The following is a 21,091-nucleotide window of genomic DNA, read 5'->3' as shown; positions in this document are numbered from 1 at the left end:
CGATGAGGCTCGAAAGGCGCGCTCGGCTGTGGCTGGCGAGCTCTCTCGTCGCGGCGAGCAGCGCGGGCTGCGCGGAGATCGTGGGCATCCAGCTCATCGACGAGCAAGGCGTCGGCGGCGGCTCGTTCAGCGAGCCCGGCTATACGTGCCAGTGGGTGATGTCTTTCGGTGGCGCCGAGACCACGCTCGGCGGGATCGCGGCCGACGAGGACGGCACCCTGTGGCTCGCGGGCGGCTTCAAGGGGGACCTCACCGTTGCCGGCGGCGCCCCGCTCACGGCGGGCGGCGCCGGCAAGGACGTCTTCGTGGCGCACCTCGCGCGGGACGGGAACCACGTGTGGAGCGAGCGCTTCGGGAACGCGGAGAACGACACCGCGACCCACGTCCACCAGGCAACCGCGATCGCGCTGGACGGCGGCAGCGTCTACGTGGCGGGCGGCTTCACGGGCAGCCTGTCGTTCGGCGCGGACTGCGGGCTGCCCGAGGGCGCCGGCGACGCGTTCGTGGCGCGGCTCGACAAGAGCGATCCCGACGGGGTAGCGGCGTGCGTGACGCACGGGTCCAGCGGTCTTGACGAGGCGAAGGCGGTTGCGGCGGAGGGCGACCGCGTCTTCGTACTGACGTCGCTCCAGGGCGGGCTGGACATCGGGTTCTCCAGCTACGATGCGCAGACCCTCCTGAATCCGTGCAGCGGCGTCTTTGCGGGCCGTGAGGGAGCGCGTTTCTGGCCTCGCGATCTCCGTGTGGCCTCCGGCGACGCCTTCGTGATCGCCGATTTCGAGGGCCGGGTGAACGTGGGCTTCCCCGGCTTCGAGAGCGCGCTGCCGCCCGGCGGCGCGGCCTCGGACGGGATCGACGCTCTCCTGGCGTCGTTTCCGGCGTCGTGGATCTGCGATGGATGGAGCGCCGATGGGGCGGACGTCTGGTATCGACACTACTCCGCTCTCCGCGGCGATCAGCGCACCAGCGCCGTGGCGATGCTCGAGGCGGGCGTCGTCTTGACCGGCTCGTTCGAGGGGCAGATCGATCTCGCCGGAGAGAGCGTCTCCACCGGAGAGGACGGCTTCGCCGCGCACCTCGACCGGAGCGGCGCCGCCACGTGGGCCAAGCAGCTCGGGGGCAGCGGGGCTCAATCGGCGCGGGTCGTCGGCGTTGACGAGCTCGGAAAGATCGTCGTGGCCGGACATTTCGATCAACAGATGAAGATCGATGACGTCGAGATCGGCGGGGAGGCCGGCGAGGGGGACGCCTTCCTCGCGCGGCTCCGGGCCACGGACGGCGAGGTCGAGTGGCTGGGCGCGCTCGGCGGCCCTGCGCTCCAGCGGATCCTGGCGCTCGCCGTCTCCGGAACGGACGTGTTCCTCGCAGGCACGTCCGGCGCCGACTTCGCGCTCCTGAACTGCCCTGTCGAGGCCGAGGATGGTCAGCTGTTCGTCGCCAAGCTGTCGGTCTCCTCGCGCTGACGGGCGTCCGCCGGGCGCGGGCGGCTGCGCTCGATGCTGCCGCCGCCGCGCGAGAGCAGCGCCCGCGCGCAGGGCGCGATGACCTGAGCGAGCGCGCGCTCCCGGATCGCGCGCCGGTGCTGCAGGGAGAGCACGCCGAAGCCGAGCAGCAGGCTGCCGTGGCTGGCCTCGCTCGGTGCGGGGAGCTCCGAGGAGGCCGCGGCGAGCTCGTCGACGATGGCGCTCGCGAGGGAAGGATCGCGGTCGAGGGCCCAGGCCGCGAACCGGAAGGCGAGCTCGGCGTGCCGCGTCTCGTCCTCGGCGATCTTCTCGAGCGCGCGCCGTACCGCGGGATCGGTCGCGTGGAGGGCGGCCTCTGCCGCCTCGATCGCGGCGACGGTCTCGCCGATGCACCCCTCGCGGAGGGTCGTCACGAGGATCTCGCGGGCGCCTTCGCCGCCGAGGGCGCCGTCGATGGCGAGCGGCCCTGGGCCGACGCCGCGGCCGGCGAACGCGCTGGCCAGCTCGAAGCACGTGCGCGCGTGGTCGGCCTCGTCGCCCATGGCCGCCTGCGCGGCACCGACGAGCTCCGGCGGCGCGCCGAGCGACAGGAGCTGCAGCGCGAAGCGCGCGAACGCGGCGATCGACGCGTGCTCGAGGAGGGCGGCGCGGGTCCAGTGCTCGGCGAGGGCCGCCCGTTGCTCGACGGACAGCTCTTCCAGGCGAGGCGGCGCGCCCGGAGCGGCGGTCCGCCAGTCGTCGCGCGCGGCGGGCTGCGCGGTGCGCACGACGCCTTCGACGAGGAACGGCCGGCCGATCGCGCAGATCTGCTGCGTGCAGGTGTGCCGCAGGGCCTCGAGCGAGCATTGCTCGTCCCCTGAGCAGTCCTGGTCGCTGGCGCACTCGTCCGAGGGCGTCTGGCACGCGAAGGCGGTCCCGCCGCATCCGGGGTGCAGGACGTAGCTGGAGCAGAGCAGCCTTCCACAGTCCTGGTCGCTGGTGCACCGCGAGGGCACGCACCGCCCGATCGGATCGCCGCACAGGCAGATCTGCCCCTCGCCGCAGTCGGAGTCGGTCGTGCATCCGTACTGGCAGAAGCACCCTGGAGCCACCTCGCCTCCGGTCATGACGTCGCAGTAGCCGTGTGGCTGCTCGGTGCAGTCGGCGTCGGAGGTGCAGTTCCCCGTCGCGCCGCTCGGGTCCGCGCAGGCCTTGGCACGTGGGAGCGGGCTGGGACAGGTGACGACCTCGGCGCGGTGGATCCAGCCGTCGGCGCAGCGCACGTACCCGGTGTTCTGGTCCGCGACGACGATGGGCTCCGGATCGTCGCAAGCGAACGGAAACCCTTCCGGTGGCAGGCCTCCGGTGCTGCTGGAGGTGCCTTCGCCCGTGCTGCTGGAGGTGCCTTCGCCCGTGCTGCTGGAGGTGCCTTCACCTGTGCTGCTGGAGGTGCCTTCACCTGTGCCGCCGCCCGAGCCTTCACCGGACGTGACGTTTCCACCGCAGCTCAGCGCAGGCGCGATCGCCAGCACCGAGAGCAGCCTCGCACCCCAAGCGTCCATCGAGACGAGCAATCGCATGGTATGTCCCTCGTTCCAGGATCTTACCCGGATTCGGCGCCGCGGTCGCGGGCGCCACGAGCCTCGTTGCCGGGTCCGGCGCGCCGTGCGAGCGTCGCGTGATGCGGGCGTTGATCGCGGGCGCGGGGATCGGCGGGCTGACGGCGGCCTTGAGCCTGCACGCGGCCGGCATCGATGCGTGTGTTGTGGAGGCCGCGCGAGAGATCAGGCCGCTCGGTGTCGGCATCAACCTCCTCCCTCACGCCGTGCGAGAGCTGACGGAGCTTGGCCTCGCCGATGCGCTGGTGGCGACAGGGATCCCGACCGCCGAGGTCGTGCACCACGATCGGTTCGGGGGTCGGATCTGGGGCCATCCGCGGGGTATCTCCGCCGGGTATCGCTGGCCACAGGTGTCGATCCACCGTGGTGAGCTCCAGTTGATGTTGCTCGCGGCGGTGCAGCGGCGCCTGGGGGCTTCCAGCGTGCGCGTCGGGCTGGCGGTGGAGGGGTTCGAGCAGACGACGTCCGATGTGCAGGTCACGGTGCGGGATCGGCGGACCGGTGAGCGCGACGTGGTCCCTGCGGACGTGCTTGTCGGGGCCGACGGCATCCACTCCGTGGTTCGCGCGCAGCTCCACCCGGCGGAGGGGCCGCCCAGGTGGAACGGCATTCACATGTGGCGCGGCGTGACCGAGGGCGAGCCGTTCCTGGGGGGGCGCAGCATGATCATGGCCGGCAGCAACCTGGCCGCCAAGTTCGTCGCTTATCCCATCTCCCGCCGCGCGGAGCTCGGCGGCCGGGCCGCGATCAACTGGGTGGCGGAGGTGCGGCTGCACGAGGGGGCGGCGGTCGCGCCGGGGAGCTGGAACCGGCACGGACGCCTGGAGGACGTGCTGCCCCACTTCGCGGCGTGGCGCTTCTCCTGGCTCGACATTCCGGCGCTCATCGCCGCGGCGCCCGTCATCTTCGAGTATCCCATGATCGATCGCGATCCGCTGCCGTGGTGGGGCGCTGGCCGGGTCACCCTGCTCGGCGACGCTGCACATCCCATGTACCCTGTCGGTTCCAACGGGGCCTCCCAGGCGATCCTCGATGCTCGCGTGCTGGCCTGGCACCTCGCCCAGACGAGCGCCCCCGAAGAGGCGCTCGCCGCCTATGAAGCTGCGCGCCGTCCGCCGACGAGCTCCCTTGTCCTCGCGAACCGAGCGATGGGCGCCGACCGGGTCCTCTCGATGGTGGAGCAGCGAGCGCCGGCGGGCTTCGCCCGGATCGAGGACGTGCTGAGCAGCGACGAGCTCGAGGCGATGGGTCGCAGCTACACGGAGATGATTGGAACCGACGTTGAGGAGCTCAACGCCCGGCCGTCGTGGGGCGTCGGCGGGGGACGGGGGGCGCCGGGAGAGCGGAACGGCTCCAGCTGATCGGCGCGGTTCCGGCGAGCCGGTGGCCGAAGGCCGCCACGCTCCGCTCACAGCGCTGCAAGCTACGATTCCACAACCGAAAGGTGCACGTCTGTCGCTGTAGGAAAAGCATCTGAAATCAGGCAGGGACGTCCTTGGCTCACCTCCTGCAAGAGACGCAAGCAGAGCGCCCGTGACGGTTTCCCCCCCACCGTCGAATGGGCGCTCTGTTTTTTTGTGCTCCTGCCATAGGCGCCGGTGCGGGGGCACGATGAGTGTCTGGGCTCGGCTCACGGGGCCTGGCGACCGTCCATGGCGGATGCGCTCGCGCCTGCTGGCCGCTTCCGGCGCTTTCTCAAGGCAGGCGATGGAATCTATCCATCCTCTCGGTGACCGGCCCGACGACGGCCGGGCTTCGCTGCCATGATCGGGTCACGGCGCCTCCATCCGCGATATCCACTGCCTTCAACCCGGGTCGAGCAGAACTCCCGAGTCGAGCAGCTTTTCGTCGCCAGGGATTCGACGAACCACCATGGACGGATCTAGGCGCGTCCGCGGCGCGTCACCGTCTGATCGAGCGCCATGAAGGCGCCGGTCTATGGCGTGCGTAGGGCGACCGCCAACTGCGTCGATCGCCGCAGATCGACGACAACAGCGACCGCGATACAACCACGGTGCGGGCGACGGCGACACAACCACGGTGCGGGCGACGGCGACACAACCACGGTGCGGGCGTGACGTGACGGTGCGGGCGTGACCCAGGACCAGGCGGGGGGCACCTACAGGGCCCGCACGCGAAGCCAACGTAGGAAAAGCGTCCGCAATAACCGCTCTTCCACACCTACGTCCCAGTCGAAGTCATGGCAAAGCGGCTTGATTCGCGTTTCGAGATGGAATACTAAGCTTTATGTATGCTGCCTCGTAAGAATCTATTTTCTTTCACCTCGAAAGACCCTTCGGCGTTCGGGATCCATCTCGCCGCTGCGGCGAGGGAGCACTCCGTCTATTTCGACGAGGGACTCGGCGTGCCGGTCGTACTCCGCGGGCCCGATGTGGCCGCGGTGCTGCGCGACAGCGAGACCTTCAGCACCCGGGCCTACGACACCGGGATCATGAAAGGGACGCTCGTGACGCTTGGCGGTGAGTCGCACACGCGCATGCGGCGGCTCTTCAACGCGGTCCTCTCCCCACGCGTGATCTCCCGCTACGAGGAGGCGACGGTGACCCCGGTGGCGCGCAGGGTCGTGGAACGGCTCGTGCAGAAGGAGCGGGCGGATCTTTTCGATGATTTTGCGATGTCGATGCCCATGGGCGTGACGAGCGCCCTCTTCGGGCTCCCTGAGGAGCGGATCGCCGAGAATGACGTGCTGATTCGCAAGATGATCCGCAGCGTCGTGATGCCGCAGGATCCCGTCGTCGTGGCCGAAGGGCGGAGCGCCCACGCCGCGATGGAAGCGCAGCTCCGGGAGATCGCTGAGCGCGAGGTGGCGCACCCGAGCGATACGCTGCTCGGCGAGATCGCGCGGGCGATCGTCGCGGAGGGGCTGGGCGGCGTGGAGGCGTGCGAGGGGGTCGTGCTCACGTTGATCCTCGCCAGCTACGAGACGACCAGCTGGATGCTGGCCAACCTGCTCGTGGCGCTGCTCGCCCACCCCGACGCGATGAACCAGCTGCGTCAGCAACCTTCGCTCCTGCCGCAGGCCATCGAGGAGTCGACCCGCTGGTGCAACAGCGCGGCGGGCATCGTGCGGTTCGTCGAGCGTGAGGCGACGATCGGCGGCGAGACGCTGGCTGCGGGGACGATCCTCTACCTGTCGCTGATCGCTCGCCATTACGACGAGGAGATCTACCCGCGACCGGAGACCTTCGACATCCATCGACGACCCGTGGGGATGCTGAACTTCGGCGGCGGTCCGCACTACTGTGTCGGGGCGCCGCTTGCGCGGATGGAGGCGAGGATCGGCGTGTCGCTCCTGCTCGAGCGCTTTCCGGCGCTGCGGGCCGATCCGACCGTGCAACCGACGTTCTCAACGGCGCCGCGCGGCGCTGCCGCGTTCGGACCTGACCAGATTCCGGCGCTGCTCGTGTAATTTTCGCGACCCGACCCAGGTTGGCGGCCCGGCGGCGGCCCGACCCTGGTTGACGCCGACCCGACCCGCGACCCAACCCCCCGCCGCCGCCGACCCCGGCCGGCCCCCCGCCGATCCGACCCAGGTTGGGTCCCGCGCCGCGCCGCGCGCGATCCGAGCCGCGGCGGCGGGGCGACCCGACCCAGGTTGTGGACTGACTGACTGACTCGGACTCGCCGACCCAGGTTGTGGACTCTCCGGACTCGCCGACCCAGGTTGTGGACTCTACCCAGGTAGGGCGATCCGAGTGGCATGGCGGCCGCCACCCCTGGCGTAGGAGCCGCCACCTGCGGGGCGCGGCAATTCCTTGAAATGATTGACTGCGATCTCTGGCACAGCGTTTGTTGATGTGGACGGGCTATGAGCCACCCCCGCGAGATCGCGCCCGGCGCTACCTATATGATCACCCGTCGCGTCTTGCGTCGGCACCTGCTCTTTCGCCCCGACGCAGCCATCACCCAGCTCCTGGTCTACGCCCTCGCGGTCTCGGCCCCGCGCTTCGGAATCGAGGTTCACGCGTTCTGCGCGATGTCAACGCATCTGCACCTGGTCGTGACGGATGTGAATGGAGTCCTGCCGCGCTTCTTGCAGTTCTTTCATCGTATTGTGGCGCTCGGGACCAAGGTGCTTCGCGCGTGGGAAGGACCGGTATGGGACCACGAAGCCACGAGCGTCGTGCGACTCCTGACGCGCGCTGCCGTGGTGGAAAAAATAGCCTACGTACTCGCAAACCCTGTAGCCGCTGGCCTCGTCCGGCATGCGCGTGAGTGGCCGGGGGCGAAAGTCGATGTGAGAGAGCTCGGCTGCGGCGTGCTGCGAGCGGCGCGTCCCGTGGCGTATCTTGACCCGGAAAATCCACAGTGGCCCGAGGAAGTGACGTTACCTCTCGCGTTGCCGCCGGCGGTAGCGCAGGACTGCGTCGATGACTTTCGCCACGAGGTCGCCGTCGAACTCAACGTACGGGAGGCGCAGGCCCATTCTGCGCTGCAGCAGCAGGGGCGTCGTTTTCTTGGTGCTGAGCGAGTCACCAAGATCTCCCCGTATGAGCGCGTAACGAGCTTTGAGGCGCTGGGTGAACGCAATCCGACCTTTGCAGTCGGCCGCGAGCAGGGGGACGTACGACGAATTGCTGGCGCCGCTGTGCGGGCGTTTCGCGCGTCGTACCGCGCGGCGCTCGAACGGTGGCGCGCCGGGGTACGCAGTGTGGTGTTTCCGGCGGGGACATGGTGGATGTGCACGTTCCACGGCGCCAGCACGAGGGACTTCGGGCTCACGGTGTAGATATCGGGTGGCGAGCTTCACAGCGGTGCGGAATAGGAAGGGGCGGCTCCGACGCGTCGTTGCCGTCTCATGGGAACATCCGTTTGGAGGAGCTGGCGCGGGCGGGCGAAGTGTTCATAGGGCGCTGCGCGCACGTCTACGAACGGGGGATGCGGTGTCGATCGCGGATGGATCGGCCCCGGGTGACGCTGATTGCGTTTGATCAGCGAACGTCATAGTTCACCAGTTGTTGGGACGATCTGGAGCGGCTCGCCGTGCAGGACGCGCGCTTGGCATCCGTTGAGCCGGGTCGCTGAGGACAATGCCGTTGCGGTCAACCCGGGTCGCGCATCCGACTTGTTCCGACTGTGAGCCCCGAGAAGGCCGCCGCGAAGCGGCGCCGGAAATCCGTATCCACGATCAGCTTGTCGCGCAGCGTTCGGGACATCTCAACATGGTAGAACGGTGCGCCCATCTGACGTGACCAGCGTGCTTGCACGTTCGTGGCACCTCCCAACCTATCGATCTCCGTGGGGTAGGCGAGGACCTTTCCATCGTTGATGATCGCCCGTAGAGGGGCGAGCAGCCGGTCCAGCGCGGCGCCGTGTCCCACCGCGCTGGCGATAATGGCGGCATTCGGAGCCGAACGGTCTTGAAAGCCGTGCAGCTGCACGGTGGGCGTGCCGGGGAAGCTCTGGAGCAGCGCCCGGTGCACGGACAGGAAGAACGAACGCTCGGCGTGGGCTACGTCTGCGGAGGCGAGCGACGCAATCAGCCGCTCTCGGGAAGCACGGTTATCTCCACGAGCGCTGCCGCCGGTGCCCTGAGGGCCGTCCTGCGTGGTGTTGCCGTCTTCATCACCGCCGTCCTCGCCACCAGCGCCTTCCGTGCTCTCGTCACCATCCGCGGTGTGACCCGGGTTGCGCCCGCCCCCGACAGCGGCACCCAGGTTGGGGCGCCCGCCTTCTGCGCCGTCGTCGTCCGCGCTGGCGTCGCGTGGGTTGGGACCCCCGCCGTACCGGTGCGACGTATTCACGATCAGCGCGCGCGCCCGTTGCGCCTCGAAGATGGCCAGCGCGACGGGCAGCGTTCCCTGATCGAAGAACGTGTGCGGAGCCTCGACGATCAGCGGCACGGCCGCCCCTACGCGCAGCACGACCGCGGCTGCGCCGCGGCGGCGCGTGCCGTCCTCGGACAACACCCACAGGTCGCGCTCGCGGACCGCCCGCAGCGCGAACCCCGGTGGTGCGGCCGGCGGCGGCTGCCTGTTCTGCGCGGCGAGCCCTGCCGCCGCGATCCATGCGGCGTACGTCACCTCCTCCGCGTCGTCCGGCGGCTCCGCGATGAGGTGGCGCCCGCCCTTGCGCAGCGGGGTGATCTCCTCGTCCAGCACCTCCTGCTCGCCGCTGTTGACCAGGGCCGCCGTCACGGGCTCCTCCGCCGCTTCTCCCGGGTTCGGCGCCGTGCCCGGCGCGCTCCCGATGCTCCGACACACCCCCTGCGAGCAGCCGGCGATCGCGAACAGCACCACATAGCCTGCGCTCTTCATGGTCGTCCTCGTCGTCGGAGCCTCGATGCCCTCCGTACTTTTCTCATGCTACGGCCTCGGAAGCCAGGATGACGCTCTGCGATAGCGCGCCCTGCATCGTCTCCTCTTCCTCTTCCTCTGCTTCCGGAGCGGGGGCGGTTTGCGCTAGTAGCACTGCATGCCTCGTTCCTTCGAGCCCGTGAAGGCCCCGCCGCTCCCCGAGCAGGTCGGTCGTACGTTTCCGCGCATGGTCGAGCTGATGCAGCGGCTCCTCGCACCCGACGGATGTCCTTGGGATCGCGAGCAGAGCTTCGCGACGCTCAGGCGCTACGTGCTCGAGGAGGCGTGCGAGGTCATCGACGCCATCGACGGCGGCGACCGCAAGGAGCTGTGCGCCGAGCTCGGCGATCTCTTGCTCCAGGTCGTCTTCCAGGCCGAGCTCGCCCGGGCCGAGGGGGCGTTCGGGCCGGACGATGTGATCGCTGCGATCTGCGAGAAGCTCGTGCGGCGCCACCCCCACGTGTTCGCGGACGAGAGCGCCGAGAACGCCGACGAGGTGCTTCAGAACTGGGAGCGCATCAAGGCGGACGAACGGGCGAGGCAGGGGAAGGACCGCGGCGTGCTCGGCGGCGTTCCCCGCAGCCTGCCGGCGCTGACCCGGGCGCAGCGGGTAGGCGAGAAGGTCGCGCGCGTGGGTTTCGATTGGCCGGACGCGCGGGGCTCGCGCGCGAAGGTGGACGAGGAGCTCGGGGAGCTCGATCGGGCCCTCGATGGCGGCGATTCCGCCGCGATCGAGGAGGAACTCGGGGACGTGCTCTTCGCGCTCGGGAACCTGGCGCGCCACGCCGGCGTCGACGCAGAGGGGGCCCTGCGTCGGACGATCGACAAGTTCACCCGCCGCTTCGATCACGTCGAACGGCGGGTCATTGAGCGGCACGGGGGCTGGCCTGTCAAGGCGTCCCACGACACGCTCACGCTCGAGGAGCTCGACGGCTACTGGGACGAAGCCAAGCGCGCGGAGCGGCAGACCTGACCTGACCGCGGCGCGCGGACGGTCTTGGCGAGATGCGCGCCGGGGAGATGCTGGCAGCATCCGGCGTCACGTAGGCGGCCTCTCCAAGCGGCCAATCCAGGTCGAGCGGCGCGCCCCGACGGCATAACAAGCGGCCAATCCAGGTCGAGCGGCGCTCCGACGGCGTCGAGACCGACGCGACGCTGCCTCCGCTGGCTGGCCTTCGGAGCGGTCAAGTAGGCGCCATCGCATCAAAATGCGGCCAGATCGTGACGAAATTCATGTGATCCGTTCGAATTTGTCGCGACAATTTGTCGTTTTGTGCCGCTGTTCTCCGAAAGGGTCGTCGGCTCTTCCATCCCGATAGGCACGTCCTCAAGGTTCTTGCGCCTTTCGCGAGGCGGCCCACGGCTTGCTAGACGCCCGGGCAGCCATGGCAAACCGCTCCTCCGCCAGGTTGCTCCACGTCGCCGTCGTCGCGGACAATCCCGAGACGATCGACGCGCTTCATGCCTACTTCAGCCAGGCCGGGGTTGCGTCGAACGGCAAGAGGACATTGAACGACGCGAACAGGATGGCGCCCGCGGCGACCGCCCTGGTTCTGTTTCCCGACGACTTCGATCCCGGCGACATCGTGACGTTCATCACGTCGCTGCGGAGCGCGCGACCGAAGCTCCTCATCCTCCTCGTGACGGGCACACCACAGTCCTTTCGCTCCGCGCTGGGACCAGACGGCCACTCCTTGCCACCCATGGTGCTGCCGAAGCCGGCGTTTGGCTGGACCATCCTCGACGCTCTTCGTGCGCACGCTCATTCGGAGTCCATATGACTGCTTCAATCATTCGACGGAGTTCACCTCCTGCCGGCGCGGCGCGACGCGCCAGCAGACGTCGCGGGAGGACAGCAAGGTGACGGGATCTCTGCTCCTCAGCATGCCCGTGCTGCTCGTCGGGGCGGCGCTCTCGCTGGGCCTGCGCTCGAACGCCGCGCGAGGCGCGGCCGCGATCGCGTCGCAAGCGATGGCCGCCGCGCTCGTGCTCGCGAGGGCCGTCCCCATCCTTCGAGGCGGCGAGGCTCTGGAGATCGTGTGGCGCTGGCCGACGCCCATCGACAGCATGGCGTTTCGCGTCGACGCGCTCGGAGCGTTCTTCCTCGCGTGGTCCCTTCCGATGACGCTGCTCGGCACGATCTACGCCGTCGGATACCTTCGCCCCTACTTCGATCGAGGGAGGAACGGCGGCCCACACTTCGCCCTCTTGAACATGGTCGCCCTGTCCTTCGTGCTGATCTACTCGGTGCAGAACGCCCTCGTGGCCTTGCTGGGATGGGAGATCGCCGCCCTCGCAGCGTGGCTGCTCGTCATCTGGGATTACCGCAACCAGAAGATCCGCTTTGCCGGCTTCAACTATCTCATCTCAACCCATGTCGGGCTCTTCGTCCTCGTCGCGGCGTTCATGCTGCTCCACAGCAAGACCGACTCCATGGACTTCGCCGCGTTCGGCGAACTCCTGTCGAGCCAGGACCCGACGCGGGGGACGCTCTTCCTGCTCCTCGGGGTGTCGTTCGCGCTGAAATCCGCGTTCTTTCCGTTTCACACGTGGCTTCCCCGAGCCCACTCCGCGGCGCCGGCGCACATCTCAGCGCTCATGTCAGGCGTGATCCACAAGGCCGGCCTCTTCGCCTTTCTCCGCTTCACGCTGCTCATGGGACGACCCGACGAGTGGATGGGATGGAGCGTGCTCGGCTTCGGCGCGCTCTCCGCGTTCTTCGGCGTCCTCTCCACGTCAGCCGAACGCGATCTGAAGCGCCTGCTCGGGTACTCGTCGACCGAGAACGTCGGCATCGCAGCGATGGGCTTCGGGGTGGGATACCTGGGATGGACCTGGGGAGTCCCTGCGCTGACCCTGTGCGGCTTCGGCGGCGGCCTCCTGCACATCCTGAATCACGCGCTGTTCAAGTGCCTCCTGTTCTACGCCGCTGGAGCGATCTACCGCGCTGCGCACACCGTCGATCTCGAGCGGCTCGGCGGGCTTGCGAAGCGCCTCCCGCGGACGGCCATCCTCTTCCTCATCGGATGCCTGGCCATCTCCGCGCTCCCGCCGCTCAACGGCTTCGTCAGCGAGTTCCTGATCTACGCCGGGCTCCTCGCAGGGCGCGCGCCTTCCAGTCAAGGCAGCGTGGTGACCATCGCAGCGGCGGCGGCGCTGGCCTTCGTCGGCGCGGTGAGCGCGCTGTCGATGACGCGGGCCTTCGGCCTCACATTCCTCGGCATGCCGCGGGAGCCAGGGCTCCACGTCGGCGAGGACGCGCCGGGGTCGATGCTCTGGCCCATGGTGATTCACGCCGCGTTCGTGGTCGCCATCGGCGTAGCTCCAGACCTGGGCATCGCAGCGATAGGCGCCGCGCTGAGGCTCTTTCCCATCGAGTCCAGCGCGAGCACGCTGCCAGCCCTGCTCACTCCGCTCGCATGGGCGAGCCGCGCGCTCGCCGGCGCCTTGCTCGTCGCCGGCGTGATCGGCTGGCGTCGAGGTCTAGCGGCGCGGCGGAGCGTCACATGGGGGTGCGGAACCACCGCCACCTCCTCTCGCATGCAGTACACGGGGAGCTCATTCTCCGAGCAGTTCACGCGAATCTTCGCATCATTCTTGCCGTCGCTTCGAAGGGAGCGGCTGCCCGAGGGGCCATTCCCGCAGCAGCCCGGCCATCTTTCAACCCACCATGTCGACGCCGTAGAGCGACGCATGTTCGAGGTGCTCGGGCACGGAGAGAGCTTCATCGCTCAAGCGTTCGAACGCATCCCAGAACAGCCGCGCTTCGCGTTCTCCGCTGGGTTCGTCGCGCTCGTCATCATCGGAGCGATGGTGATCGGAGGGGTCGGCCGATGATGATCGCCCGCCTCGCGAACGTCGCCGCGCTCGTCGTCATGCCGTTCGTCCTCACCGGCGTGATCAACCGCGTGAAGTCGCTGTGGTCTGGACGCAAGGGACCGCCGGTCCTTCAGCTGGCCCATGACGTGAGACGACTTTTCCGGAAATCGTCCGTCTACAGCACGACGACGACACCGCTATTCAGGATCGCGCCGTACGTGTTCCTCGCAACCGCGGTGGGCTCCGCCCTCATCGCGCCTCTTCTCGGTTCGACGCCCCTCGCATCGTTCCAGCTCGATTTCGTGTGGTTCGCGTACGTGTGGGGGCTCGGCCGCGTCGCCGTCATGCTCGCCGCGCTCGACACGGGGAGCTCGTTCGAGGGGATGGGCGCAGCGCGGGAGGCCGTGTTCTCGTCGCTCCTCGAGCCTGCGCTGTTCCTCGTCACCGGCGCGCTGAGCTTCGTCGGGGGCCGACGTACCCTGCACGAGGCGCTGGCGCCGCACCTCCACGCCGGCGCGCCCGCGCTCGTCTGGGGCGCCGCGGTCGTGGCCATGCTCATCGTGCTTCAGGTCGAGACGGCGCGCATGCCCGTCGACGACCCGACGACCCACCTCGAGCTCACGATGGTGCATGAGGTCATGATCCTCGACCACAGCGGCCCGGATCTCGCGTGCATCCACCTCGGGTCCGCGATCAAGCTCTTCGTCGGCGCGTCCATCGTCGCGACGCTCCTCAATCCGTGGGCGGGCTCCGGCGGCGCGGCCTGCGCCGCCGCGAACCTCGCCTTGACCCTCGCGGCCGGCGTCGTGATTGGCACGATCGAATCCCTGGTAGCCCGGCTGAAGCTACGCTCTGTTCCCCAGTACATCGTCGTCGCGCTCGCCGCTGGCGTCGTCGCGCTCCTCGCGACCGTGTGGCGGGCGGGGGGCCCCGGATGAGCCCTCTCTTGAATACGCTGCTCGGCGTGCTGCTCATCCCCCTGTTCGTCGCGACGTGGCGGACGAGCCTGCTCGGCCTGTCCTGTCAAGGGTTCTTGATGGCGTGGGTGGCGTACCGCCTGAATCCGGAGCTCGACACCGTGGGTGACTGGGTCACCCTGGGCGATCTGGTCCTCCTGCGCGGGCTCGCCGCGCCGATCGCGCTCTACCGCGTGCTTCGATCGCAGAACGCGCCCAGGCGCAACGACGTCATCTCGCCGAACCTGCTCTCTTGGACGATCGCCCTCGGCATCGTCCTCCTCGCCTTCAACTTCTCCGAATCGCTCGTCCCCGAGCACGGAGAACGGCGAACACTCGTCGCGGTGGCTGCAGCCGGGGTGCTGCTCGGCTTCCTGGTGCTATCGACGCAATCCGGTCCGTTCAGCCAGATGGTGGGTGTTCTTCGCATCGAGAACGCGATCGCCCTGTTCGAGCTCGGCGGTGCGCATGTGCATGACATGCTCGCCATTCAGCTCGGTCAGGTCGCCGTCGTCGCGGTGACGATCGCACTCTATCGCTGGTATCTCAAGATGCTCGGCGCGAGCACCGTCGCGCAGCCCGAGAGCCCCGTGGAGGGGCCCACGTTATGAGCTCGATCGCCCTCGTCCTGCTTCCAGCGCTGGCATCCTTGGCGCTCATCGCGCGCGCCGCCCGCGAGCGAGCCACGCTGGTCCTGGTCGGCGCTTCTGCGATCACGACCGCCCTCGCGATCATGGGAGCCGCGATGCCCCCCGACGTCCCGGGCCTCCTCGGGGGGTTCTTTCGCGTGGACGCGACTTCACGGCTCTTCACGACCGTCGTGGACTCGATCTTCCTCGGCATCTCTTTTTACGTGATGCATCGGGTGTACACGACCCCGGAGCTCCGCCAGGACATCGCGCGGTTCGTGTGGCTGGCTCTGTTGTTCCTGGCTGCTGCGAACACGGTGCTGCTCGCGAATCACCTGGTGTTGCTCTGGATCGCCCTCGAGGCGACCACCCTCGCGGCCGCGCCCCTCATCGTGCGACCCGGCATACCCGCGTCCCATCGCGCGTCATGGCGCTACTTGCTCTTTTCGTCCGTCGGGCTCGGCGTGCTCCTCGTCGGCTTCATCTGCCTCGGGCGCGGGCTCGAGTCCGGCGGTCAGGCTCCGACGTTCTTCCTCGATCGCCTCCTCGCGCCTCCCGCGATCCCGGTGAACAGCTGGACGAAGCTCGGGGCCGCGCTGGCGCTCCTCGGGCTGGGCACCAAGCTCGGCTTCGCGCCGATGTACAGCTGGCTTCCGGAGGCCTACGACGAAGCCCCGCCGGCCGTCGCGGCGCTCCTCGGCGCCATCCAGTTCAACTGCGTCCTCGTCGCGCTCTTCCGCGTCGTTCAGGTGCTCCGACCGACCCATGCGGCGCTTCTGGCGGGCGAGCTCCTCACGATGGGCATCGCCTCGGTGATCGTGTCGACGGTCGGCATCATAGCGACTCGCAACCTGAAGCGTCTCATCGCTTATGCGTCGATCAACCACGCCGGAGTGATCGCGATCGGCCTCGGCGTCGGCAAGTCAGCGTCCTACGGACTTCTGCTCTACGTCCTGAGCAACGCTTTCATCAAGGCGATCCTCTTCCTCACGGCGGGCACGATCAAGGCTCACTATCATTCCAAGGACACGCGCGCGATATCGGGCCTCATCGAGGACCTCCCGTACAGCGGCGGGTTCTTGATGGTCGGCACCTTCGCTCTGCTCGGCTTCCCCCCGTTCGGCAGCTTTCTCGGAGAGCTTCTCATCCTGTCTGCCCTTGTCGGCTCGGGGCAGATGCTCGTCTTCGCCGCCTTCTGCGTGCTGATCACGATGACGTTCGTGGCGACGGGGCGAGCGGTGTTTCCGATGATCTGGGGTGAACCCACGAGGCAGCGCAGCTGGCCTCGGCAGACGCTGCCGGTCGCCCTGCCCAAGCTCGGATTCCTCGTCGCGCTGGTCGTGCTGGGCGTCTACATCCCACCGTCCATCAACTCGCTGCTCGCACAGGTGGCTGAGTGCCTGGAGGGGCCGTGAAGGCATCGATGACCGTCCACCAGGTCGCCGTCGGCGCGATCCCGAGGCTCGAGCCGGGACCGTGGCGCGACGAGCTCTTGAAGCAGCTCCGCGCGGACATGCGTGTGGTCACGCTGTATGGCAGGCGCGACGTGGACCGTGTCGCGGTCACGGCGGTGCTTCAGGCGTCAGACCGTTCCCTGCACGTCTCGAGGACCGAGGTGGCCGCGGAGCGCGGGTACCACGAGATGACGACGGAGCACGCCGCGCTTCACTGCTTCGAGCGCGAGCTCCACGAGCAGACCGGCGTGCGGATCGCCGGACATCCGTGGCTCAAGCCGATCCGCTACGAGGGGCAGGAGCAATCGGCGATGAGCTCGCACCCGTTCTACAAGATTGAAGGGAAGGAGGTGCACGAGGTCGCTGTCGGCCCCATCCATGCCGGGGTGATCGAGCCCGGCTCCTTTCGTTTCATGTGCCTCGGGGAGCAGGTGCATCACTTGGAGATCCATCTCGGTCATCAGCACCGTGGCGTCGAACGCCGCCTTCTCGAGCGTGACCCGCGCAGCCTGACCCCGCTCATCGAGACCATCGCGGGAGATACCAGCGTCGCTCACGCATGGGCGCACTGCTCCGCCCTCGAGAGCCTCGCGGGATGCCGGCTGGACATCGAAATCGAGCTCGCCAGGGCGGTCGTCCTCGAGCTCGAGCGGGTCGCGATGCACCTATCGACGCTCGCCGGGATGGCGGCGGACGTCGGATTTCTGCAGGGAGCGACGACGTACGGCCGACTCCGAACCACGGCGATCAACACGATGATGCGGCTATGTGGCAGCCGCTTCGGCAAAGGAGCGCTACGTCCCGGTGGAATCCGGATGCGGCTGCCGCCGGAGACGCTGCCTGACGTTCGGGCGAACCTCGATCTGCTTCAAGCAAATCTGCCGATAATCAACGATTGCTTTCTCATGGCACGAACGGTTCAGCACCGTCTGCGTTCCACGGGAACGTTGACGACCGCGCAAGCGCGGGAGCTCGGGCTCGTCGGACTGGCCGCGCGCGCCTCGGGGATCGAGCTCGACGCGCGCCACCTCATGGAGGACGGGGCGTACAGCGTCGTGCCCATCCAGCCCGCCGTCTTGCCGGACGGCGACTGCTGGGCACGTGCGCGTGTCCGCATCGCGGAGATCGAAGCGTCCCTGTCGTGGGTGTCGACCGTCATCGCGCTCTACGCGAACTGGGAGCGCCCGCGGCTATCGATCGGCGAGCTCGCGCCGAACCAGCTCGCCATTTCGCTCGTCGAGGGCTTTCGGGGAGAGGTCGTCCACTGCATCGAAACCGGCGCGCGCGGTGAGGTGGTCCATTACAAAGTCCAGGATCCATCACTCCGCAACTGGATGGGCCTCGCCCTCGCGGTGCGCGGCAACGAGATCTCGGACTTCCCGATCTGCAACAAGAGCTTCGACCTCTCCTACTGCGGGAACGATCTATGAGCATGTTCTTGTCGCTCCGTGTACGTGCCTCCCAGGGCACGCAGGCTATCGCGGATCTCCGCAAGGCAACGCCGACCGGCCTTCGCGGTCGCCCGAGGATCCGTCGCGACCCGTGCGCGGCCGATTGCAGCGCGTGCCGTGACGCGTGCCCGACCCAGGCCATCCGGCTGGCTCCGGTGACGCTCGATCTGGGCCGCTGCGTCTTCTGCAACGCCTGCGCGGAGGCCTGCCCCGAGGCGAAGATCGAGTTCACGCCGGAGCCGAGGATGGGCGGGAACGAGCCCTTTGATCTCACGGTTCGAGAGGGCGAAGAGGAGATCGTGCGGGTCCGCGCTTCCGCGGCGTTCTCGAGGTTGTTCGGGCGGTCTCTGAAGATGCGCCAGGTCTCGGCCGGCGGCTGCAACGCCTGTGAGCTCGAGCTGAACGCCGTCACCAACGTCAACTTCGATGTGCAGCGGTTCGGGATCGAGTGGGTGGCTTCTCCGCGGCACGCGGATGCGCTCGTCCTGACAGGTCCGCTCACGCGCAACATGAAGGAGGCGGTTCGACTGGCCTGGGATGCGATGCCCGAGCCGCGGTTCATCGTCGCCGTGGGGGCCTGCGCCATCTCCGGGGGGCTCTACGACGGCGCCGCGGGCGTCGACCGCGGCTTCCTGGAGAGCGTCGGCCCTTCACTCTACGTCCCTGGGTGTCCACCGCACCCGCTCACCTTCGTGAACGCGATACTCGATCTGCTCGGGATCGCGTGATGCGCGACGGTGCGTCACGCGTCGTCGTGGTGATCAGAGCTCATCCGCACGTAGACACGGACCGGCAGCCACGAGGCGCGCCTTTCGCCACATCTGCAGGACGTTTGGGAGCTCTCGATCGATGCGGACTTCGTCATAGCTGTCCGGTACCCGCCCGCCGAATCCGTTGTACGTGAGGAGATAGGTCCCGAGTGGCGCCTCATTGAGGAGCTCTTCGGCGGCCGCAGTGTCGCGCTGGTATCGATCGACGCCCAGCTCGACGTCTTCATCGAGGTGGTCTTCTCGTCCGAAGAGATTCTCGCCGAACGGGTTGAAGAAGTAGTAGGCGTCCGCGCGAGGAACTTCCGCTCTCCCCAGGGCGGCTTCGACGAAACAAACGCGGTCTTCGATCTCGTAGACCCGCGCGAGGCTGCGCGCCGCCATGACGAGCCGAGGTCGCTGCTCGATCCCCGTGAAGTGGCTGCGTCCCGCCAGCGCCGCCGCCACGCAGAACTTGCCGGCGCCCGACCCGACATCGACGATGGTGCGAACGTCGAGCTCGTCCAGCCACTGGGCCGCGCGAACAGCGACCTCGATCGGCGTCCAGAACTGAGCGGAGACGCGGCGTAGCTCGTCAGGAAGGAAGCGGTCGAAGTCGTGATTTCTGGGGCTGCGCCCCGCTCGCAGCGCCTGCGCGACGGCACCTGCCAGTGATCCGGCCGCGCGGCCATCTACGGAGGGATGGCTTCTGTCGCGGCAGACGTTCGCCGCCGAAGATTTGGTATGGTCTTCCACGAGTCCTCCCAGCTCAGCTCAATGCAGCGAATCGTGCAGCCGCTTGACGAGCGAACGGTGCTCGGCCAGCAGCGCCGCGGGGAGCCGATCCGCGAACTTGCGAAGGAACTCGAGGACACCGTCGGCTTCCCTCAACCACGCGCCGCTGTCGACCGCGAGCAGCTGGAAGAGGTCGTCTTTCGAGAGGTCCATCCCGGTCAGATCCATTCCCCGTTCATGCGGAAGGAGGCCAATTGCGGACTCGCGCGCGGCCGCCCTGCCCTCGACACGCTCGAGAATCCACTTGAGGACGCGGATATTGTCGCCGAACCCGGGCCACAGGATGCGCCCGTCGTCCCCCGTCCGGAACCAGTTGACATGAAAGATTTTCGGCGGACGACTGAGTCCTTTCCCAACGGCCATCCAGTGCGCGAAGTAGTCGCCCATATTGTACCCGCAGAAGGGGAGCATCGCCATGGGATCGTTTCTGAGGACGCCGACGGCGCCCGTCGCCGCGGCGGTCGTCTCGCTCGCCATGGTCGCACCGACGTAGACGCCGTGACGAAAGCTCCGCGCTTCGTAGACGAGAGGGGCGAGCTTCGATCGGCGCCCCCCGAAGAGGATGGCCGAGATCGGCACCCCCGTGGCGAGATCGAAGGAGCCTGCCGCGCTGGGACACTGCCGCAGCGGGACGGTGAAGCGCGAGTTTGGATGCGCGGCAGGAGACGTCGCGGCGCCGTTCGTCCACTTCGCGCCGCGCCAATCTTCGATGACCTCATGCTCGTCGAGCTGGGACATCCCCTCCCACCATACGCGACGGCCCGCGCGCAGCGCGACGTTCGTGAAGATGACATCGTGCGCGAGCGACTGCATCGCGTTCGGGTTGGTCTTTAGGCTGGTCCCTGGTGCGACGCCGAACATGCCGTTCTCCGGGTTGATGGCCCAGAGCCGTCCGTCGCTGCCAGGATGCATCCAGCAAATATCGTCACCAACCGTCTCGACCTTCCACCCGGGGAGCGAGGGGACGAGCATCGCCAGGTTGGTCTTGCCGCACGCGCTCGGGAAGGCAGCCGTGACGTAGTGCGTGCGCCCCTCGGGGCTCGTCAAGCCGAGGATGAGCATGTGCTCGGCGAGCCAGCCTTCCGCGCGCGCTTGCGCGCTCGCAATGCGCAGCGCATGGCACTTCTTGCTGAGCAATGCGTTGCCGCCATACCCCGAGCCGATGCTCCAGATCTCGAGGGTCTCGGGAAAATGGACGATGAAGCGCCTGTCGGGCGAGAGGTCCCCAAGGCTGTGGATGCCACGAACGAAGCTCTCCGCAGCGCCGAGGTGACCGAGCGCCGCGCGGCCCATGCGCGTCATGATCCGGAGATTGAGAGCGACGTACGGGCTGTCGGTAAGCTCGACCCCGACGCGGCTGAAGGGCGACCCCGCGGGGCCCATCAGGTACGGCACCACGTACATCGTCCGGTCCTTCATCGCGCCAGCGAAGAGCGACCATATGCGCGTCTGCGCCTCCTCTCGGCTCATCCAGTGGTTCGTGGGCCCCGCGTCCTCCTGTCGTGGCGTCGAGATGAAGGTGAGGTGCTCCGTCCTCGCGACGTCCGTTGGATCCGAACGATGCAGGAATGAACGAGGGTGGGTCCGTGGATCCAGCTGGATGAACGAACCGGAGAGCGCCATGTCGCGCTCGAGGGTGGTCCGCTCCTCCTCGCTGCCGTCGCACCAACGGATGCGTGCGGGTCGCGTGTGTTCGGCGATCGCCTGGACCCAGGCGCGGAGCGCGCGGTTCGTCGTGGGAGCTTCGTTCATGGTCTTGGTCCTGGTCACAGCAGAATCCGTGCCGGAGCACGGGCTGGCCGTGAACCGCGCCAGGAGCGCTCGAAGCGGCGCGCTTTCTCGGCATTCCTAAGGCGAACAGCC

Annotated in this window: 16 protein-coding genes; 12 read left to right on the top strand and 4 right to left on the bottom strand. The window is 68.1% G+C overall.

Going from position 1 to position 21,091, the window contains the following annotated elements:
* The first annotated feature begins 2 nt into the window (after positions 1-2).
* Positions 3-1,463 carry a hypothetical protein gene (locus WME82_RS26280; RefSeq protein ID WP_438037540.1) on the top strand — a complete coding sequence of 487 codons (1,461 nt, stop codon included), beginning with the start codon at positions 3-5 and terminating at the stop codon, positions 1,461-1,463.
* Here the strand turns inward: WME82_RS26280 and WME82_RS26275 are convergent.
* On the bottom strand, positions 1,424-3,022 hold the full coding sequence (locus tag WME82_RS26275; RefSeq protein WP_438037539.1) for a ferritin-like domain-containing protein: 1,599 nt from the start codon (positions 3,020-3,022) through the stop codon (positions 1,424-1,426). The two genes, WME82_RS26280 and WME82_RS26275, sit on opposite strands and share 40 nt — an antisense overlap.
* 101 nt (positions 3,023-3,123) lie before the next feature.
* Between WME82_RS26275 and WME82_RS26270 the strand changes: the two genes are divergently transcribed.
* The 3 genes from WME82_RS26270 (at position 3,124) to WME82_RS26260 (ending at position 7,811) form a co-directional block, all read left to right on the top strand.
* Positions 3,124-4,422, top strand: a complete 1,299-nt coding sequence (locus WME82_RS26270; RefSeq protein WP_438037538.1) for a flavin-dependent oxidoreductase — start codon at positions 3,124-3,126, stop codon at positions 4,420-4,422.
* A gap of 890 nt (positions 4,423-5,312) precedes the next feature.
* Positions 5,313-6,491, top strand: a complete 1,179-nt coding sequence (locus WME82_RS26265) for a cytochrome P450 (protein ID WP_438037537.1) — start codon at positions 5,313-5,315, stop codon at positions 6,489-6,491.
* A gap of 399 nt (positions 6,492-6,890) precedes the next feature.
* Positions 6,891-7,811, top strand: a complete 921-nt coding sequence (locus WME82_RS26260) for a transposase (RefSeq protein WP_438037536.1) — start codon at positions 6,891-6,893, stop codon at positions 7,809-7,811.
* 313 nt (positions 7,812-8,124) lie between these two features.
* Here the strand turns inward: WME82_RS26260 and WME82_RS26255 are convergent, their stop codons facing one another.
* Entirely contained in the window at positions 8,125-9,339 is a 1,215-nt protein-coding gene (locus WME82_RS26255; protein ID WP_438037535.1) for a hypothetical protein, read from the bottom strand.
* 157 nt (positions 9,340-9,496) lie between these two features.
* Here WME82_RS26255 and mazG point away from each other — a divergent pair, with 157 nt between their 5' ends.
* The 8 genes from mazG (at position 9,497) to WME82_RS26215 (ending at position 18,415) form a co-directional block, all read left to right on the top strand.
* Positions 9,497-10,351: a nucleoside triphosphate pyrophosphohydrolase gene (mazG, locus tag WME82_RS26250; RefSeq protein WP_012237435.1), complete on the top strand. Its 855-nt coding sequence runs from the start codon at positions 9,497-9,499 to the stop codon at positions 10,349-10,351.
* 436 nt (positions 10,352-10,787) lie between these two features.
* Entirely contained in the window at positions 10,788-11,159 is a 372-nt protein-coding gene (locus WME82_RS26245; protein ID WP_438037534.1) for a hypothetical protein, read from the top strand.
* A 79-nt stretch (positions 11,160-11,238) separates the two neighbouring features.
* Positions 11,239-13,215 carry a proton-conducting transporter transmembrane domain-containing protein gene (locus tag WME82_RS26240; RefSeq protein ID WP_438037533.1) on the top strand — a complete coding sequence of 659 codons (1,977 nt, stop codon included), beginning with the start codon at positions 11,239-11,241 and terminating at the stop codon, positions 13,213-13,215.
* Complete coding sequence (locus tag WME82_RS26235) at positions 13,212-14,135, top strand: respiratory chain complex I subunit 1 family protein (protein ID WP_438037532.1); 924 nt, start codon at positions 13,212-13,214, stop codon at positions 14,133-14,135. Before WME82_RS26240 ends, WME82_RS26235 begins: the two co-directional genes overlap by 4 nt.
* The gene (locus WME82_RS26230) at positions 14,132-14,764 is read left to right on the top strand and encodes a hypothetical protein (protein ID WP_438037531.1); all 633 of its coding nucleotides are present in this window, start codon (positions 14,132-14,134) and stop codon (positions 14,762-14,764) included. The genes WME82_RS26235 and WME82_RS26230 overlap by 4 nt, the downstream gene beginning before the upstream one ends.
* Positions 14,761-16,197: a proton-conducting transporter transmembrane domain-containing protein gene (locus tag WME82_RS26225; protein ID WP_438037530.1), complete on the top strand. Its 1,437-nt coding sequence runs from the start codon at positions 14,761-14,763 to the stop codon at positions 16,195-16,197. The genes WME82_RS26230 and WME82_RS26225 overlap by 4 nt, the downstream gene beginning before the upstream one ends.
* Positions 16,198-16,205: 8 nt before the next feature.
* Complete coding sequence (locus WME82_RS26220; protein WP_438037529.1) at positions 16,206-17,666, top strand: hydrogenase; 1,461 nt, start codon at positions 16,206-16,208, stop codon at positions 17,664-17,666.
* A 2-nt stretch (positions 17,667-17,668) separates the two neighbouring features.
* A complete protein-coding gene (locus tag WME82_RS26215; RefSeq protein ID WP_438037528.1) occupies positions 17,669-18,415 on the top strand; it encodes a 4Fe-4S binding protein in 747 nt (248 codons plus the stop codon).
* Positions 18,416-18,448: 33 nt separating this feature from the next.
* On the opposite strand, the gene WME82_RS26210 is transcribed toward WME82_RS26215, so the two are convergent.
* Together WME82_RS26210 and WME82_RS26205 are read right to left on the bottom strand one after the other, a co-directional pair.
* Positions 18,449-19,189 carry a hypothetical protein gene (locus WME82_RS26210; protein ID WP_438037527.1) on the bottom strand — a complete coding sequence of 247 codons (741 nt, stop codon included), beginning with the start codon at positions 19,187-19,189 and terminating at the stop codon, positions 18,449-18,451.
* Positions 19,190-19,207: 18 nt separating this feature from the next.
* Positions 19,208-20,998 (bottom strand): phosphoenolpyruvate carboxykinase (GTP), encoded by a 1,791-nt coding sequence (locus tag WME82_RS26205; protein WP_438037526.1) that lies wholly within the window; start codon positions 20,996-20,998, stop codon positions 19,208-19,210.
* Positions 20,999-21,091: the final 93 nt, after the last annotated feature.

The sequence above is a fragment of the Sorangium sp. So ce128 genome, from assembly GCF_051525245.1.
Classification (GTDB): Bacteria; Myxococcota_A; Polyangia; order Polyangiales; family Polyangiaceae; genus Sorangium; species Sorangium cellulosum_B.
The sequence above is the reverse complement of the archived record's forward strand: the minus strand, read 5'-3'. Positions and strand labels throughout refer to the sequence as shown.